Origin of the sequence: Lysinibacillus odysseyi 34hs-1 = NBRC 100172 (assembly GCF_001591965.1) — a bacterium.
GTDB classification, from domain to species: domain Bacteria; phylum Bacillota; class Bacilli; order Bacillales_A; family Planococcaceae; genus Lysinibacillus_B; species Lysinibacillus_B odysseyi.
Genome location: NZ_BCVX01000016.1, coordinates 1 through 17,026 on the forward strand (window position 1 = coordinate 1; position 17,026 = coordinate 17,026).

General features: G+C 41.9%; 16 protein-coding genes, 1 tRNA gene and 1 riboswitch. Of the genes, 12 read left to right on the plus strand and 5 right to left on the minus strand.

The annotated features are described in order from the left end of the window. The first annotated feature begins 480 nt into the window (after window positions 1-480). A riboswitch (TPP riboswitch) is annotated at window positions 481-570 on the plus strand. A gap of 78 nt (window positions 571-648) precedes the next feature. The 7 genes from thiW (at window position 649) to tsaD (ending at window position 4,799) form a co-directional block, all read left to right on the plus strand. Beyond that, complete coding sequence (gene thiW, locus BOD01S_RS20535; protein ID WP_233153186.1) at window positions 649-1,125, plus strand: energy coupling factor transporter S component ThiW; 477 nt, start codon at window positions 649-651, stop codon at window positions 1,123-1,125. Between the two features lie 85 nt (window positions 1,126-1,210). Next, a tRNA-Asp gene (locus BOD01S_RS20540) sits at window positions 1,211-1,286 on the plus strand. A gap of 360 nt (window positions 1,287-1,646) precedes the next feature. Continuing rightward, window positions 1,647-2,030, plus strand: a complete 384-nt coding sequence (locus BOD01S_RS20545; RefSeq protein WP_052124705.1) for a hypothetical protein — start codon at window positions 1,647-1,649, stop codon at window positions 2,028-2,030. A 163-nt stretch (window positions 2,031-2,193) separates the two neighbouring features. Beyond that, window positions 2,194-2,646: a tRNA (adenosine(37)-N6)-threonylcarbamoyltransferase complex ATPase subunit type 1 TsaE gene (gene tsaE / locus BOD01S_RS20550; RefSeq protein WP_036151272.1), complete on the plus strand. Its 453-nt coding sequence runs from the start codon at window positions 2,194-2,196 to the stop codon at window positions 2,644-2,646. After that, complete coding sequence (gene tsaB, locus BOD01S_RS20555; protein ID WP_036151274.1) at window positions 2,643-3,347, plus strand: tRNA (adenosine(37)-N6)-threonylcarbamoyltransferase complex dimerization subunit type 1 TsaB; 705 nt, start codon at window positions 2,643-2,645, stop codon at window positions 3,345-3,347. Before tsaE ends, tsaB begins: the two co-directional genes overlap by 4 nt. Window positions 3,348-3,361: 14 nt before the next feature. Next, window positions 3,362-3,790 (plus strand): ribosomal protein S18-alanine N-acetyltransferase, encoded by a 429-nt coding sequence (gene rimI / locus BOD01S_RS20560; protein ID WP_174523111.1) that lies wholly within the window; start codon window positions 3,362-3,364, stop codon window positions 3,788-3,790. Then, on the plus strand, window positions 3,783-4,799 hold the full coding sequence (gene tsaD / locus BOD01S_RS20565) for a tRNA (adenosine(37)-N6)-threonylcarbamoyltransferase complex transferase subunit TsaD (RefSeq protein WP_036151278.1): 1,017 nt from the start codon (window positions 3,783-3,785) through the stop codon (window positions 4,797-4,799). The genes rimI and tsaD overlap by 8 nt, the downstream gene beginning before the upstream one ends. Window positions 4,800-5,480: 681 nt before the next feature. Here tsaD and BOD01S_RS20570 read toward each other — a convergent pair. Next, window positions 5,481-7,424, minus strand: a complete 1,944-nt coding sequence (locus tag BOD01S_RS20570; protein WP_036151280.1) for an ABC-F family ATP-binding cassette domain-containing protein — start codon at window positions 7,422-7,424, stop codon at window positions 5,481-5,483. Window positions 7,425-7,553: 129 nt separating this feature from the next. Between BOD01S_RS20570 and BOD01S_RS20575 the strand changes: the two genes are divergently transcribed. The 3 genes from BOD01S_RS20575 (at window position 7,554) to tatC (ending at window position 9,328) form a co-directional block, all read left to right on the plus strand. Next, on the plus strand, window positions 7,554-8,189 hold the full coding sequence (locus BOD01S_RS20575; RefSeq protein WP_036151282.1) for a redox-sensing transcriptional repressor Rex: 636 nt from the start codon (window positions 7,554-7,556) through the stop codon (window positions 8,187-8,189). 83 nt (window positions 8,190-8,272) lie between these two features. Next, entirely contained in the window at window positions 8,273-8,488 is a 216-nt protein-coding gene (locus BOD01S_RS20580) for a twin-arginine translocase TatA/TatE family subunit (protein WP_036151284.1), read from the plus strand. 18 nt (window positions 8,489-8,506) lie between these two features. After that, window positions 8,507-9,328: a twin-arginine translocase subunit TatC gene (gene tatC / locus BOD01S_RS20585; protein ID WP_036151285.1), complete on the plus strand. Its 822-nt coding sequence runs from the start codon at window positions 8,507-8,509 to the stop codon at window positions 9,326-9,328. A gap of 34 nt (window positions 9,329-9,362) precedes the next feature. Here tatC and BOD01S_RS20590 read toward each other — a convergent pair whose 3' ends face one another. From BOD01S_RS20590 to BOD01S_RS20600, 3 genes are all read right to left on the minus strand, one after another. Further along, window positions 9,363-11,033, minus strand: coding sequence for an acyl-CoA dehydrogenase family protein (locus BOD01S_RS20590; RefSeq protein ID WP_036151287.1), 1,671 nt, complete (start codon window positions 11,031-11,033; stop codon window positions 9,363-9,365). Next, window positions 11,017-12,531: a class I adenylate-forming enzyme family protein gene (locus BOD01S_RS20595; RefSeq protein ID WP_036151290.1), complete on the minus strand. Its 1,515-nt coding sequence runs from the start codon at window positions 12,529-12,531 to the stop codon at window positions 11,017-11,019. The genes BOD01S_RS20590 and BOD01S_RS20595 overlap by 17 nt, the downstream gene beginning before the upstream one ends. 123 nt (window positions 12,532-12,654) lie before the next feature. Beyond that, the gene (locus BOD01S_RS20600) at window positions 12,655-13,401 is read right to left on the minus strand and encodes a CPBP family intramembrane glutamic endopeptidase (protein ID WP_036151293.1); all 747 of its coding nucleotides are present in this window, start codon (window positions 13,399-13,401) and stop codon (window positions 12,655-12,657) included. A gap of 204 nt (window positions 13,402-13,605) precedes the next feature. Here BOD01S_RS20600 and groES point away from each other — a divergent pair, with 204 nt between their 5' ends. After that, window positions 13,606-13,890 carry a co-chaperone GroES gene (gene groES, locus BOD01S_RS20605; protein WP_036151294.1) on the plus strand — a complete coding sequence of 95 codons (285 nt, stop codon included), beginning with the start codon at window positions 13,606-13,608 and terminating at the stop codon, window positions 13,888-13,890. Between the two features lie 108 nt (window positions 13,891-13,998). Continuing rightward, a complete protein-coding gene (gene groL, locus BOD01S_RS20610; protein WP_036151297.1) occupies window positions 13,999-15,633 on the plus strand; it encodes a chaperonin GroEL in 1,635 nt (544 codons plus the stop codon). 536 nt (window positions 15,634-16,169) lie between these two features. Here groL and BOD01S_RS20615 read toward each other — a convergent pair. Then, on the minus strand, window positions 16,170-16,856 hold the full coding sequence (locus tag BOD01S_RS20615) for a hypothetical protein (protein WP_036151300.1): 687 nt from the start codon (window positions 16,854-16,856) through the stop codon (window positions 16,170-16,172). Between the last annotated feature and the right edge of the window lie 170 nt (window positions 16,857-17,026).

The window sequence follows — 17,026 nt, forward strand, 5'->3', positions numbered from 1 at the left end:
AAAAAAAGCTCCCAACAACCAAACACCGAAGGTGAGCCCGGCGCGTAAACCAAAGCATTCATTTTAACTAAGGAAATCAAAGGATACGGTATGAATTCCCCGAGCAGTGGGAGGACCAAGAAGGACAAGGAAACAAGGGAGCGAAAGAAGGAGCGTACTCTGTACGTGACTGAAAGAGCGAGCGCAGATGACGCAGTCATTCGCCGGTCATCGCGCTGCGAAAGAGCGCTGATGGTAGTTGGGGGCACCCCCTGTGAGAGTAGGACATCGCTGGGCAATCAGTCTCAACCTGTAAAGGTTGAATTTTTTATTGCCAAAAAAGCCTCCACCTACTAATTCCTAAAAAGAGAAAATCGCAATACTTTATTTTAAATACTAAATCAATGAAGGCGGGGCTTTGGCCATTTGGAATATATGAAGGCTATGAAAATAAGAGATGGTTATTCTCTACCAATTAATATAGTGATCGATTATAATATAAATGACTACTAGGGGCGCCGTAGCGGCTGAGAAGTACCCTTTGAACCTGATCTAGTTAACACTAGCGTAGGAAAGTAGCTAGACACATCTTTTTGGGGTCTTGGGGCTATTCTAGTAGTTCAAATTCAATTACCCAAGGAGATGAGTAAAATAAAGAAGATTAAAAAGATGACGTACACAGCCATAATAAGCGCTATTGTTTCGGTGAGCAGCACGATTGTCTATATTCCCGTCGGATTTGCGAAAATTTTCCCTGTACAGCATTTAGCTAATGTTTTGACTGCAGTTTTAGTAGGTCCTTATTATGCAGTTATTCAGGCTTTGTTGGCTTCTACCATCCGTAATATTATGGGAACAGGAAGCTTATTTGCGTTTCCTGGAAGTATGATAGGTGCTTTATTCGCAGGATTCGTCTATTCAAAAACAAAAAATCTTATGCTCACAGCGTTTGGTGAAGTGATTGGTACAGGAATTTTTGGAGCTATGGCTGCCTATCCAATTGCTACGCTTATTTTAGGGCAGGAAGCTGCATTGTTTGGTCTTGTCCCGGCGTTTATAATAAGCTCTTTTGCTGGAGCAGCATTTGCGTTCTTTTTATTAAGCATAATGGAACGCAACCATGTATTAAAAAGGTTAGAGAATTAAAGAAGTAAAATATAGTAAGCTATTTTGAAAAACATATTGCAGATTTTAAGCAGGCATGTTAAGATGATTTATGTCTTTAACAAATGGTCCCGTGGTGTAGCGGTTAACATGCCTGCCTGTCACGCAGGAGATCGCCGGTTCGATCCCGGTCGGGACCGCCATTTTAGGTTTTTGTAAGAACTCATCTTACAAGAGCTTTTTTTATTTATTTCTACTATTTTAATTTTTAATGCGTACAATGGGAGTGAGTCCCATTGTACGCTTTTTCTTTTCCCGCTCCTCTTTTATGAAAGGAAGTTCGCTCTCGCATATATAAGGGAGTATAGTTACTTATGTATAAAAAGGAGGAAACTCGGTCCTTTTTTAATAATATTCACTAGTAGTGGCTTAAAATAAGCTTTTATTCTCATAATTTTATTAGAGAAATATGTTAAAATGCTAGAATCATGATAGATTTGTTTCTATTTTAAAATAATAGGGTAAATCTATTTTTGAAAAGATAGTATGTGGGGGTGCCGTTTATGACATACAGACGAATTGCTCAAATGATCATCGTTCTGTTGTCGGCTATCGTTTTGTTTGGGTGCTCTTCTAATAAAATGATCGATATAGAAGATTCAAATACGTATGCATGGCAGAAATATATGAATGAGGATGAATTCAATCAGTTAACGGAAGGCATGTCTTATATGGAAGTGGTAAAAGTAGCAAAAGGTCCGGGTGAACAGATAGATGGGCAAACGTATATATGGCCGGATGAGCTGCTCATTACTCGAGCATATGAGATTAAATTCAAGGATAATCAATTAGTGGATAAACGAATTGTACAAAAGCGAGGAGAATCCACTCGGGATTTACCAGCAGGTGAGGAATCGGCCGACCAAGGAAAAGCAGATTCAAAATAAAAGCAGATATTGTAAACAGCACTTCATTTATTGAGAAAAATCAATAAATGGAGTGTTTTCTTTTGTAAACTGACACGCATCTTCTATCCAACTAGGTACTACCCTTTGAACATTTATGTTGCTTACAGTAAACTAGTAGTAATGTACTTTGGAGGATTAAAACATGGTATTCGAAAAATATATAACATCAGTGAAAGAAACGCAGGCATTGGCCCATCGTTTAGCTAGGCTGCTGGAACCTCAAACTACCATTACTCTTGAGGGAGATCTAGGGGCAGGCAAGACAACCTTTACCCAGGCATTGGCAAAAGGGCTGGGGGTTTCGCGTACAGTAAACAGTCCAACCTTTACAATTATGAAGCAATATAATGGACGTCTGCCGTTAAATCATCTTGATGTCTACCGTCTGGCGGACAGTGATGAGGACCTTGGCTGGGATGAAATTTTTTATGGGGATGCAGTAACGGTTGTAGAGTGGGCACATTTAATTGAGGATGAGCTGCCAAAAGAACGCCTTGGGATTGAAATCACCCGGTTGAGTGAAACTGAGCGGAAATTTATATTTAAACCGATGGGCGTACAATACGTCCAACTGTGTGAGGAGCTATTAAAATGATTTGGTTAGGAATAGATACAGCAAATGCCCCTCTTTCTGTGGCAATTGTAAAAGATGGACAAGTAGTGGCAGAAATAGTCCAAAATATTAAAGTTACTCATTCTGTAGGAGCCATGCCTGCTGTAGAGGAATTGTTTAAAAAGGCTCAAATGAAACCAGCCCAAATAGATGCCGTAGCTGTATCGGAAGGGCCGGGTTCCTATACGGGAGTACGTATAGGTGTGACAATTGCCAAAACACTTGCCTGGACATTAAAAAAACCATTAGTAGGTATATCGAGCTTGCAGGCATTAGCTGCCAATGCCAAAATGTTTGACGGTGTTATTTGTCCATTATTTGATGCTAGACGTCAGCACGTTTATGCCGCTGCTTATCGCGGCGACAAGCTGGAAGAAGTAATTGGTGATCATCATGACTATATCGATGGGCTGTTAGAAACATTGCAGGCATTGGATGAAAAAGTTCTATTTATCGGTACAGATATAGACGTGTTTTGGGATCGGATCAAGGAGATACTTGGAGATAAGGCTATCCGTGCTTCCTATACGCTCGATCTGCCACGTGCAGCAGAGCTTGTTGCACTTGCAGAGAAACGAGAGCTGCCGTCTGTGGAAGCTGTCCATCACTTTGTACCACAGTACCGCCGTATTGCAGAGGCGGAAGCGAATTGGATTAAGGAACAGAAGAAGGTGGCCGAGTGATTACGTATCGTAGAATGACAGCGGATGATGTAGAAGCTGTCTATGCAATTGAATTGGCGACTTTCCCAACACCGTGGACACTGGATTCTTTTCATTATGAAATGCGTGAAAATCAGTATGCCCATTATATAGTAGCAGAAGATGAAACGGGAATTATTGGATTTTGCGGCATGTGGCTAGTCATTGATGCGGCACAGATTACAAATGTAGCTGTTGTAGAGTCTGCGAGAGGCCAGGGGATAGGAGAAGCATTGATGAAGGAAGCCATCCGTATTGCCCGGGAAGCAAAGATGGACGTCATGAGTTTGGAAGTGCGTGTGACAAATATTGTGGCGCAAAACCTTTACCGAAAACTAGGTTTTCAAGACGGGGGCATTCGGAAAGGATATTATACTGATAACGGGGAAGATGCCCTTGTGATGTGGGTGAATATAAATGAGTAGATATATACTGGCAATTGAAACAAGCTGTGATGAAACAGCAGCAAGCATTATTAAAGATGGTACGGAGATTATTTCAAATGTTGTATCATCCCAAATTGATAGCCATAAGCGTTTTGGAGGCGTAGTACCCGAAATCGCGTCAAGGCATCATGTAGAACAGATCACTATTGTTATTGAAGAGTGTCTGATACAAGCAGGGATGGAACCGACTGATTTAGCAGCGGTGGCTGTAACAGAAGGCCCCGGGCTGGTTGGCGCTCTGCTAATTGGGATTAACGCAGCGAAGGCATTTGCATTTGCACACGGATTGCCTCTTATACCTGTGCACCATATAGCAGGGCATATATATGCCAATGCCCTTGTACAGCCAATGGAGTTTCCCCTTCTTGCGCTTGTCGTATCAGGAGGGCATACAGAGCTCGTCTATATGAAGGAGCATGGCAGTTTTGAACTAATTGGTGAAACAAGAGATGATGCAGCAGGAGAGGCGTACGATAAGGTAGCGAGAGTATTGAATTTACCTTATCCGGGAGGGCCGCATATCGATCGTTTAGCACATGAAGCCCAGGAAGCTGTACCGTTTCCACGTGTTTGGCTAGAGGAAGACTCCTACGATTTTAGTTTTAGCGGATTAAAGTCAGCGGTCATTAATTATAAGCATAACCTGGACCAGCGTGGAGAGGAAATCATTCCGGCACAGGTAGCGAAAGGGTTCCAAGATAGTGTAGTGGAAGTCCTGACAGCAAAAACTGTGCGTGCGGCCCGTGAATATAGTGTCAAACAGGTCATCGCTGCAGGAGGCGTTTCAGCTAATAAAGGATTACGCAATGCCTTGGAAGAAGCATTTGCAAACGAGGGAATTCCATTTTACGTTCCGCCGCTGAAGCTTTGCACAGATAATGCGGCAATGATTGGTGCAGCAGGTTTTTATATGTATGAAGCAGGCGTCAAAGGTAATATGAGCATGAACGGTAAACCTGGAATGGAATTAGAGAGCTGGGTGAAATAAAGAAAAGTGCTGCGAAAAATTTGCAGCACTTTTTATTTTTATAAAAAAATAAATATAGTAGAAAATAGCGATTTTTTGTGTAGAACTTTCTTAATGATGTAAATATTTATGCATTGTACAATTTTTCTGAAAAATTATCCACAGCTTTGAACAACTGTTTTTAAAATGTCAACGAGAACATTCGTACTTATGCACAAATTGTGGATAACCTGTGTGTAAGTTGTGATTTAATATAAAAATATGTGATTTTCTTGTTGAAATTGTGTGGAAAAATAAAATGACGATTGTGGATAATGTGGAAAACTCTGTTGATATGTTGCTATTACTACATTTTATCTGTGAATAAAAATGTGGAAATTTTTTATTCTCCACAGGTTTTATTTAAGAAGAAGAGGCAAAACAGGATGGCTTTCAGGGAAAGAGTTAATATTACGAAATAATATTAAAAAAGGAGTTGTATGTAAAAGAGCTTTTTATCAGTGGGCACGTACAAAATAACACTCTTCTCAAAAAATGGTACACGTCATTAGCAGATGTTTATCCATAACTATTTGGGCCTATTTAATATATTCGAACGCAGGAGTGAACATTCGGCTTGATTAAAATATACACGAAAATAAAAGAGCTATAATAAAGCAGTAAAAGATAAAAACCCCCGCTGATTTAGCGGGGGAAATGAATTTATAATGCATCAAGCTCTTCGTTCAGTTCAAGCCATTCCATCTCCAGAATATCATGGCTTTCTTTCGCGATATCAAGGTTTGTTTGAATTTCAAGAGCTTTTTCATGATTAGAGAAGATTTCGGGATTGCATAATGCTTCTTCATAGCCGTTAATCTCTTTATCAAGTGCCTCCATTTTTGCCTCTATTTCTTCGATGGAACGTCGAATTTGACGCTCGCGTTTTTTTGCTTCTTTATCGATTGTAGAGGTTGTCGTCCTGGCAGGGATGACAGAGACCGAAGTCTTTGCAGCCTCACTCGCGGCCTTCATCGCAGCAAGCTCTTCCAGCTCCTGCTTTTTCTCTACATAATAATCATAGTCCCCCAAATATTCGAAAGCCCCATTATTCGAAAGCTCCACTACCTTCGTAGCAATACGATTAATGAAGTAGCGGTCATGGGATACGAATAGAAGTGTTCCAGGATAGCCAATTAGGGCATTCTCCAGCACTTCCTTACTGTCCAGGTCCAAATGGTTCGTAGGCTCATCCAGAACAAGGAAATTGCATTTTTGCATCATTAGTTTTGCAAGGGCAAGCCGGGCTTTTTCACCGCCCGATAAGGAAGTGACGGGCTTTGTGACATCATCACCGCTAAACAGGAAATTACCGAGTACTGTCCGGATATCCTTTTCATTCATTAATGGCCATTCATCCCATAGCTCTGCAAGAACTGTCTTGTTACTATTCAGCTTTGCCTGCTCCTGATCATAATAGCCAATTTGAACATTCGTACCATAGCGTATCTCCCCGCGCAGTGCTGCCAAGTCTTTTACAACAGTCTTTAGGAGGGTTGATTTCCCCACACCGTTTGGACCTACAAGGGCAATACGGTCTTCACGGAAAATACGCATAGAAATATCATGGGAAATTTCCTTACCGGTATACCCGACAGCCAAGTCATCGATAGAAAGCACGTCATTGCCGCTTTGCCGCTCAATCATAAAACCGAAGCTTGCAGATTTTTCATCACTATCGGGAGAATCCATCCAGTCGGTACGCTCCAGCATCTTTCTGCGGCTTTGCGCCATTTTCGTAGTCGATGCACGGGCAATATTCTTTTGGATAAATGCTTCAAGCTTTGCCTTCTCGTCCTGCTGGCGCTCATACATTTTTATATCACGTTCATAGTTTTTGGCTTTTTCATCTAGATAAGCGCTGTAGTTACCTGTATATTTTGTGACGCGTGTACGTGATACTTCATAAACAATAGAAACGACCTGATCAAGGAAGTACCGGTCATGGGACACAATTAAAATAGCGCCGTCATAACCTTTTAAATAACCTTCAAGCCATGATAGAGTCTCAATATCCAAGTGGTTGGTAGGCTCGTCTAAAATCAATAAGTCAGGTTTGGATAATAACAGCTTAGCAAGTGCAAGGCGTGTCCGCTGACCGCCCGATAGCGAACGGATTGGCTTCTCATAGTCTTCCGGATAAAACTGCATACCATGAAGGACAGATCGTGTATCCGCCTCATACTGGTATCCTCCTGCCTCTTTGAAACCATACTGCAGCTGATCATACTCTGACATGACGCGGGTATAGGCTTCCGCATTCTCATAGATAGCCGGATCGGCCATTTGTTGTTCCAATTTTCTCAGTGCCTGCTCCATCTTATGCAAACTGCCAAAGATCGTCATCATCTCATCCCAAATAGAAAGCTCTGAGTCAATACCTGCATGCTGCTCTAGGTATCCGACTTTTACATCCTTTGGAATGATAATTTCACCTGAATCATAGGACATCTGGCCGGCAATGATTTTCAGAAGCGTAGATTTACCGGCTCCATTTCGCCCGACGAGCGCCACCCGGTCACGATGCTGCACTTCAAGCTTTACACCGCTCAGTATCTCATCGGTTACGAATGATTTATATAATTGATTTACTTGTAATACAATCATTTTTTTACACCTCAGTTCACCCTTTAGTTTACTGGATGAAACTATTGGGTGCAATGATAGGTGCTTTACTTGTTTCTATATGTTTAGTAAGATTAAAACGATTTCCATTTGATTGTAGGAGGAACATAAGTGAACAAAGAATATAAAATTCCTCAGGCAACTACGAAAAGGCTTCCTCTTTATTACCGTTTTCTTCAAAACTTTGCTCAAGAGGGGAAAAAGCGGATCTCATCTCAAGAACTAAGTGATGCAATGAAGATTGATCCAGCGACAATTCGCCGGGATTTTTCATATTTTGGAGCACTGGGGAAAAAGGGGTATGGCTATGATGTGCAGCATCTATTATCTTTTTTCAGCCAGACGTTAGATCAAGATGAGGCGACGAATGTAGCACTGATTGGAGTAGGGAACTTGGGGAATGCATTTCTGAAGTATAATTTCCAAAAAAACCATAATACTCGTATTGTTGTGGCATTCGATTCGAAGGCACCATATGAAGGAACAGATATTAGCGGTATTCCCGTATTTCATCCAGACCGACTGGAGGAAATGTATGAGGAGTACGGAGCAGAGCTGGCTATTTTGACAGTTTCATCTCGTTCGGCGCAGACAATGACTGACCGTCTGGCAAAGATGAATGCAAAAGGTATTTTAAACTTTACGCCAATCAGGCTGACAGTGCCTGACTCAATGAAGCTCATGAATATTGACTTATCAGTAGAGCTGCAGGCTCTCATTTACTTGGTCCGTAATAGCGAAAGCTGACGTAAATTATTCACATTTAATCTAATAGCAAAAATTCAGGTATTACTGTAAAATGATACATAGTAATAGAGGAGGTGGCTGTAATGGTTGTGCATTTAAATATGATTGGACCAGTGAGCCTAGTTATTATCGGCGTTGTTGCGGTATTAATTTTTGGCCCGAAGAAACTGCCAGAGCTGGGAAAAGCGATGGGAACAACGCTTCGGGAATTCAAAAATGCTACTAAAGGTTTAGCCGATGACGATGATGATAATGAAAAGAAAGTTATCGATCATAAAGATAACAATTCAATCAAGTAAGTTAAGGATGTCAATTCTATGAATCCAAAAGAACTAACTGTACTAGAACATATGGAAGAGTTAAGAAGCCGCCTCTTTGTTACGGCGCTATTCTTTGTACTAGCCCTTGTCGGGAGTTTTTTCTTAACGGAGCCTATTATTAAATATATTCAAATTAGTGATGAGGCAGCGCAATTTACGCTAAACGCTTTTGCGCCGGCTGATACGCTTGCTGTTTTCTTAAAGGTAATGTTTAGCTTGGCTTTGGTTTTCACTGTGCCGGTATTGCTGTACCAGCTCTGGTCGTTTATCACACCAGGCTTACTTGAGTCAGAGAGGAAAGCAACGCTCAAATATATACCGTATGCTTTTTTCCTATTTTTACTGGGAATTTCATTTTCCTATTTTGTGTTATTTCCATATGTCATGAGCTTTATGACTAGCCTGTCAGCAGACTTGGAGATCAACCAGACAATCGGGATTAATGAATACTTTTCCTTCCTATTTACGCTTGTATTGCCGTTCGGTTTTGTATTCCAGCTCCCGGTAGTAACACTGTTCCTGGCTCGGATTGGCATATTAAATCCGGTCTTGATGGTTAAATTCCGGAAATATTCTTATTTTGTTCTGTTTATTTTGGCTGCCGTCCTGGCACCTCCTGACTTTATATCGAACCTGATTGTGGCAGTACCGCTTTTCATCTTGTATGAACTAAGTATCATTATTTCACGTGCCGGCTACCGTAAGTATGTAGCGGCTGAAGAGCAGCGTATCCGCGAAGAACAGGAGCGTGAACAGCAGCTTCAAGTGGAAAAACTGCTGGCGGAGCAAAAAAGACAAATAGAAGAGCTACAAAGGTAACGTGCCATCAGAAGAAAATGGCACGTTTTTTATTTTATATAAAAATGTCTTCATAATAGCGGATTGCTTTTGCCTGTTCGCCAAGTGAGCGCAGATTCCATTCCTCTTCTAGGAATACTGCTGCCAGTTGTTCTCCTTGCCCCCGATGTTTTTTTGCATATTCAACGACATTCAGGCTTTCATAGAGTGAGACCAATTGCTTCATAACAGCCTTTGCTTCAAAGATCTGCATCGCTTCATCCAACGCTGTAAATTGAACGAGCAGCTCTCTTGTCTCCTCTAGTTTCCTTTCCACAATTTCTGTTAAATAGCAAGGTGACAGCAAGCTCAGGCGCTGTTCGATCGCCTGAAGAAACAACTCCTGCACATTATATTTCTGCACAAGACGAATGAGCTCCAATGCTAAAATATTGGCCGTTCCTTCCCAGACGGTCAAAACTTGGGCGTCACGTAATAGACGAGGGGTCACGAAGTCTTCAATATAGCCATTCCCGCCATGCAACTCAATTGCTTCATGAGAAAAATGGATAGCCTGTTCGGCGGTTTCCTTTTTGGTAAGGGCAATTAACAGGCGGACGAGGATTTGCTCCTCCTGTGTCCCATTGCCGGCTGTCACTTTATCATATAAACCAATTAAATCGAATAAGGAGACAAGCTCTGCATGATGCTTTGCCTTTAGCTTCATCAAACTATGGCGGATAACTGGGTAGTGCGTCAGCTGGGAGCTAAATGCAGAACGGGCAGACGTATAAGTATACGCCTCTTGAAGAGCACGCTGCATAATGCCGACAGAAGCAGCCGCATTGCAGATTCGCGATAAGTTCAATGCTTCGAGCATATAATAGATTCCCTTTGATGGGTCTCCCACTATATAGGCTTTTGCATGGTCAAAGACGACCTCCCCCGATGGTACAGCTCGGACCCCCAGCTTATCTTTTAATCTGCGAATCGTAATCCCATTTAATGACCCGTCTTCCAAATGCCAAGGAACGGCAAATAGAGTGAGCCCTTTTGAACCGGCAGCCGCTCCTTCTATGCGGGCAAGAACCATAGCGACACCGCACTGGCCGGCATTCGAGGCAAAATATTTTTCTCCATATAAATGGTAGGTACCATCTATTAGCTTTGCAGAGACAGTATTGGCCCCTACGTCCGAACCACCTTGCCTTTCTGTCAGGAACGTGGCTCCTTCGTACAGCTCTACATCACCCGTTGAGCAAACATGAGGCATAAAACGTTTCTTCACTGCGTCGTCTGCATAATGCTCAAGCAGATAGGCAGTTGCCATTGTCAGTGTAACAGGACAGTAAAAGCCCGGTTCACTTTGGGAAAGGAGATAGCCTTGGGCAAAACTGTAAATATAGTTTCCATGATGGCCAAGCTCAGGAATCTCTTTATGCACATAGCCGACAATTCCCGTATTGTACGTATCTTTTACCGTTTGCTTATAGCCCTCATTGACCCAGACGCGGCTCGTTTCTTCGCCGAATTTATTATAACGGACTAGGCGCGGCTCCCCTTCACGGTCTGTATGCTTTGCCCGTTCATCAATAGGACCAGCACAAAGAGCGCCAAAAATAGCTAATTCACGGTCAGCATAATTGAAAAAAGGCAAAGGCAATTTATCCTTTAAAATATTTTGCAATGTGTCATCCTGTAAATAGAAATTTTCCGTAACATTCGGTTGTTTAGCCAATACTTTCATTTAACACACCGCCTTTTAGTTGCTGTTTCAGTATTTTTCTTGAGGCATTCCGAGGGAGGGAGTCTACCTGTTCAAAAATGCGTGGAACTTTATAGCCTGCAAGATGTTCGTGTAAAAATTCCTGAAGCATAGTGATATCGATGATGGATGGGGCTGAAAAGACTGCCTTGACCGTTTCACCCCACTCGGGATGAGGAACACCTACCACGGCGGCTTCTGCTAGATCCCCGAATTGAAGCATTATCTCTTCAATTTCTTTAGGATAAATAGTAATACCGCCAGAGATGATGATGTCTTTCTTGCGGTCAACAATCCATAAGTATCCTTCCTCATCCATTCTGGCAAGGTCGCCTGTTCTAAGCCAGCCGTCTATAAAAGCAGTTGCTGTTGCCTCTTCATTTTTGTAATAGCCTTGCATATTACCTTCCCCGTATAATACGATTTCCCCGATTTCACCTTTTGGAACATCATAGCCGTCCTCATCTACAATGCGAATCTCAGTTCCTAACGGAGCACGACAGCCAATGCTGCCTGCTTTATGTGGATGCTCTTTTGGAAGCAGCAGGGAGCCGGAAGGACCGGCCTCTGTAAGACCGTATACACTTACAAGCCGGTCAGTACGGAACTTTTCTGCTATCATAAGCGCTTCTTTCTTTGATAATGGAGCACCCCCGTATACCCACCATTTCATAGATGAAAGGTCGGACACTGCTAACCGGGGATGTTGGGCTGTTAATAAATAGGCCACAGGAGCGCCAAAAAAATGAGTCGTCTGTTCGTTCACTACTGAATCAATAAGCAAATCCGGTGTAAAGGTTGGTGTCAGCACGCTTGTGCATCCTACTACAAAGGCAGCCATTAAAAATAAATGAAGGGGAGCCGAGTGGCTGAGCGGCATCATAAGGAGCATTCTGCTTTCCGGCTTTACCTCCATTTCCACGGCAATCATATTTGCCACGGTTAAAATATTCCGGTAGGAGAAAAGGACACCCTTTGGGTCCCCGGTTGTCCCGGATGTATATAAAATAGTGGAGAGATCATCTTCCAACAGGGCACAGGGAATGATTGAAGTATCAGTCTGCTCCATGAGCTTCTCCATGCCCAGCCAGTCATTCGCTGGAGAGCCTGTTTTAATCTTTATATCACCGAATGTTAACGGGCTAACAATAGAGAAGAGCATTTCATGCACAATAATGCATTTTGCTTCACTATGGGTCATGACAAATTCCACTTCCCGTAATGAAAATTTGGCATTAATCGGTACAACGATTGCGCCGATTCGCTGAATAGCAAAATAGCCAATCACAAATTCCAATACATTCGGCATAAAGAGAACAACCCGGTCGCCTTTTTCTATCCCTTGGCTTTGCAAAGCATGTGAAAACTTAGTAACGAATACATCAAGTTCCTGATACGAAACTCTTCTTCCCATACTGATAACGGCTTCGGAGGCTGGATATTTCCGGGCATTACGTGCGAGCAAATTTGAACTGTTCAATCAAAAAACTCCCTTCCTACATCCTGTTTGATAATAAATATGACAAAAAGCAGTAGAAAACCTCTTTAGGCAGAATATATAGGCGAAAGAAAATGAGACCTTCCGTTGGTGGAAGGTCTCATCCTATTTCGGCATATTATCCATAATTTGCTGAAGTTTATCAGCATTCAAATTCATGAAGCTTACAAAGCTATTTAACAAAATGTGGGCAACAATAGATGTTAACAGACGTTTTGTTTTCCAATAAAGAAAGGCAAAGACTAATCCACAGATTGTATACAGCAAAATGTGGGTAAATTCAAAATGGATTGCTGCAAATACAACGGAACTAATGATAGCAGAGAGCCAGAAGCCCTGTGTCTGGATGAATGATCCAAAAACGACACGGCGGAAGACGAATTCCTCCAAAATCGGGCCGATAACGGCAATCACGATTACCATGATAGGTGCCATTTTTGCTACTTCTACTAAATTGGCTGTATTTTCCGAACCACCTTTAATACCAATGGCCATCTCAATGGCTGCACCAATCATCTGCCCGACAAACACCATGAAGAAACCAATGATTCCCCAGCCGATTGCCTCGGTTGTAGAGGCCTTTTTTCCTTCATAAATATTCAGGAAGTTTTTGTCACGCATGACGAGCAGCGCGATGATGATCAGGGAAAGAATCCCGAAAATAAATGTCCACCATCCTGCCAAGATGGAACCCTTTTCCTTTATTGGGGCGTCTATTAAGCCAAGCACGAAGTCCTGGGCACCTGGCAGGCGCAGAAGAAGGGCAGATAATTGAAACACAAAGATGTACGTCAACAATATAAAAAATGCCGTTTTAAGTGACTTTTTCTTTTCAGTAAATGTTGGATCCAAAATGAATAACTCCCTCTGTCAATGACTATGATATATAAGCGTTATCTCTATTCTAGAGGAATATGGCAAGAAAACAAAATTTTTTTGCGTTCTTGCTTGCAAAAAAAAAAGAAATTCATTAATATAGAAAATGTGTTAGCACTCTCTGTCGTTGAGTGCTAATAAAATAAATATACTATATTAATTTGTAGGAGGTTGTTTCACTTGTTAAGACCATTAGGTGATCGTATCATTATCGAAACAGTTGAGGTAGAGGTTACAACAACTTCAGGATTTGTATTACCTGACTCAGCGAAGGAAAAGCCACAAACAGGTAAAGTCGTAGCAGTAGGGACAGGCCGTGTATTAGATAACGGTGTTCGTGTTGAGCTTGATGTACAAGTTGGCGATGAAGTGCTCTTCTCTAAATTCGCAGGTACAGAAGTGAAATACGACGGCAAAGACTACTTAGTTTTACGTGAAAGTGACATTTTAGCAGTATTAGCATAATTCAGAAATTCCCATACGTAGCACATTGATGTCTTATTACATTTTTCGGCATTTCGATGTGTACCACATTCTATATAAAAAGCTTGATATTTTAGGAGGGTATTTTAAATGGCAAAAGACATTAAGTTCTCAGAAGAAGCGCGCTCATTAATGATGGCGGGTGTTGATAAATTGGCAAACGCTGTAAAAGTAACGCTCGGACCAAAAGGACGCAACGTTGTATTAGAGAAAAAATTCGGTTCTCCATTAATTACAAATGACGGTGTTTCCATCGCAAAAGAGATCGAGCTTGAAAATCCATATGAAAATATGGGAGCAAAATTAGTAGCGGAAGTAGCTTCTAAAACAAATGAAATTGCAGGGGACGGTACAACAACTGCAACAGTTTTAGCACAGGCAATGATTCGTGAAGGGCTTAAAAACGTAACAGCAGGTGCAAATCCTGTAGGTATCCGCCGTGGTATCGACAAAGCGGTTGCTGCTGCTTTAAACGAGCTGCAAACAATCTCACGCCCAGTGGAAAACAAAGAAGCAATTGCACAAGTAGCGGCAATTTCTTCATCCGATGAAGAAATCGGTCAATACATTGCAGATGCTATGGAAAAAGTAGGAAACGATGGCGTTATTACAATCGAAGAATCACGCGGCTTTACAACAGAGCTGGATGTTGTAGAAGGTATGGAATTCGATCGTGGATACCTTTCTCACTATATGGTTTCGGATACTGATAAAATGGAAGCTGTACTGGACAATCCATTCATTTTAGTAACAGATCAAAAAATCTCAAACATCCAAGAAATTCTGCCATTATTAGAATCAGTAAAACAAACAAACCGCCCATTATTAATCATTGCTGAGGATGTAGAAGGCGAAGCGCTGGCTACATTAGTATTGAATAAATTACGCGGTATCTTCTATGCAGTGGCAGTAAAAGCACCAGGATTCGGTGACCGTCGTAAAGCAATGCTTGAAGACATCGCCATTTTAACAGGTGGTCAAGTGATTACACAAGAGCTTGGTCTAGACTTAAAATTAGCTGATATTACATCTCTTGGACGCGCATCAAAAGTCGTAGTATCAAAAGACAGCACAACAATTATCGAAGGTGAAGGTAATACAGCAGATATTGAAGGCCGTGTTGCACAAATCCGTACACAACTTGAAGACACAACTTCCGAGTTTGATAAAGAAAAATTACAAGAACGCCTTGCAAAACTTGCCGGCGGTGTAGCAGTTATTAAAGTTGGAGCTGCAACAGAAACAGAATTAAAAGAACGTAAATTACGTATCGAGGATGCATTGAACTCTACACGTGCAGCGGTAGAAGAAGGTATCGTATCCGGTGGAGGTACTGCCCTTCTAAACGTATACAGCGCAGTAGAAAAAGTGCTTGAAACAGTAGAAGGTGACGTAGCGACAGGTGTGAAAATCATCCTTCGCGCATTGGAAGAACCAGTACGCCAAATCGCTGAAAATGCAGGTCTTGAAGGCTCAATCATCGTTGACCGCTTAAAACGCGAAGAAGTAGGCGTAGGCTTCAACGCAGCAACAGGCGAATGGGTGAACATGATCGAAGCGGGTGTTGTAGACCCTGCTAAAGTAACTCGTTCAGCACTACAAAACGCTGCATCAGTAGCAGCATTATTCCTAACAACAGAAGCAGTCGTAGCAGACATCCCAGAACCAGCTGGCGCAGGTATGCCAGACATGGGCGCTATGGGCGGCATGCCAGGAATGATGTAACTTCCGCATGGATGCGGTGGCAAAGACGTCGCGACACGATGTCGCGATTCTAGTCTTTGTTCCTCTTTGCACGATGTGAGTCACTCGGACGTTGTGACACGATGTCATGGTCTTAGCTTGACTTCCTTTGAGCATGGATGCGGTGGTAAAGACGTTGCGACAAAAGCATTTTGCGACGAGTAATCGTAGGAGCACGATGTCGCGATTCTAGTCTTTGTTCCTCTTGCACGATGCTAGTCACTCGGACGCTGCAACAAAACGTTGCAGTGTCCGAGTTTTTTGGTTTCAGTATGCCTTTACAATAGTTGATTCATATAACTGAAGAAGGGCTCTTTAGCATAGTTACGCTAGTGGCTGCCCAAATCCGGTCCACTCATTTGAAAGTAAGCCTGAATGCATTGGGGTTAAACGGCAATATAGCTGACATAATATATTTCAGACTGAAAAAATTAAAGCTTCTAATCCAAGATGAAGGATTAGAAGCTTTTTAGTTATGTTGTATGTTTACATGTTTACAGGATAAAGCTGAATTAATCTCAACAGATAGTTGGACATCTGAATAGATAATAAAATTGCATGACAATGGCTGATGCAATCATATCCGACATAGCCAATGCTTCTGCTTCAATTTTATCAAAAACTTTGACATCCTCTTTATAGTTTTTTTGAATCATTGTTACGGCTTCGTTTTTCGTTAACTCTAAATGTGTGTAAAACATGTTCTGTAAAGCTTGTTTTGTTAAGCATGGATTGATGCTGCTTAAAAATGAGGAGATATCATCCGCATTTTTATACCATTGTTTCTCTTTAGCATCTGCAGTGTTTGTATCTCCTTTTACAGCCGCTGTTACGAGTTCGGCAGCAATCACTAAATGTTCTTGAATGAGTTGGGCATAATGATCAGCAATTTTGTCGCCGTAGAAAGGGCGTAGACAATTACCTAAATCAGCAGCATTTTGCAAGAGACGCTGCTGTACAAATGATAGATCAGGCAGCTGGAAGACAATACTGATAATTGTCATTCTAGTCCAGTTGACATGCTCCATCCATAGTAATCGGTTCATCGCTACATAGTCGGATTCAGCCTTGCTTATACAGCGCTGATCAATGGCGCTTTGTTGGATCAAAATATGCCGAAGTGGTGCGGTATATTGCGAGTATGGCGGCTTATAAGAAGCGCTAAGTGGTGACGCAAAAAAACTATTTGTGAAATAAGGATACACTTTTTGATCGTTCCTTTCTTTTCTCCATGTCATGGGTTAATGCTACGATACAAGTTTTCCGGACGTAAAATCCCGTTACATGTTGAGAGCTCTCCATTAGAGCAAGGACCTCAATTGCTTGTGTAACTGGTCAGTAAGTAATAGTATATGCAGACCCTTTGCGGGCGCAA

What these genes read in the sequence shown, in the direction of transcription:
- tsaB (WP_036151274.1), top strand. Translation starts at nt 2,643, where the DNA reads ATGATTTGGTTAGGAATAGATACAGCAAATGCCCCTCTTTCTGTGGCA.
- BOD01S_RS20570 (WP_036151280.1), bottom strand. Translation starts at nt 7,424, where the DNA reads ATGATTGTATTACAAGTAAATCAATTATATAAATCATTCGTAACCGAT.
- thiW (WP_233153186.1), top strand. Translation starts at nt 649, where the DNA reads ATGACGTACACAGCCATAATAAGCGCTATTGTTTCGGTGAGCAGCACG.
- tatC (WP_036151285.1), top strand. Translation starts at nt 8,507, where the DNA reads ATGAATCCAAAAGAACTAACTGTACTAGAACATATGGAAGAGTTAAGA.
- tsaD (WP_036151278.1), top strand. Translation starts at nt 3,783, where the DNA reads ATGAGTAGATATATACTGGCAATTGAAACAAGCTGTGATGAAACAGCA.
- BOD01S_RS20580 (WP_036151284.1), top strand. Translation starts at nt 8,273, where the DNA reads ATGGTTGTGCATTTAAATATGATTGGACCAGTGAGCCTAGTTATTATC.
- BOD01S_RS20590 (WP_036151287.1), bottom strand. Translation starts at nt 11,033, where the DNA reads ATGAAAGTATTGGCTAAACAACCGAATGTTACGGAAAATTTCTATTTA.
- groL (WP_036151297.1), top strand. Translation starts at nt 13,999, where the DNA reads ATGGCAAAAGACATTAAGTTCTCAGAAGAAGCGCGCTCATTAATGATG.
- rimI (WP_174523111.1), top strand. Translation starts at nt 3,362, where the DNA reads ATGACAGCGGATGATGTAGAAGCTGTCTATGCAATTGAATTGGCGACT.
- BOD01S_RS20545 (WP_052124705.1), top strand. Translation starts at nt 1,647, where the DNA reads ATGACATACAGACGAATTGCTCAAATGATCATCGTTCTGTTGTCGGCT.
- tsaE (WP_036151272.1), top strand. Translation starts at nt 2,194, where the DNA reads ATGGTATTCGAAAAATATATAACATCAGTGAAAGAAACGCAGGCATTG.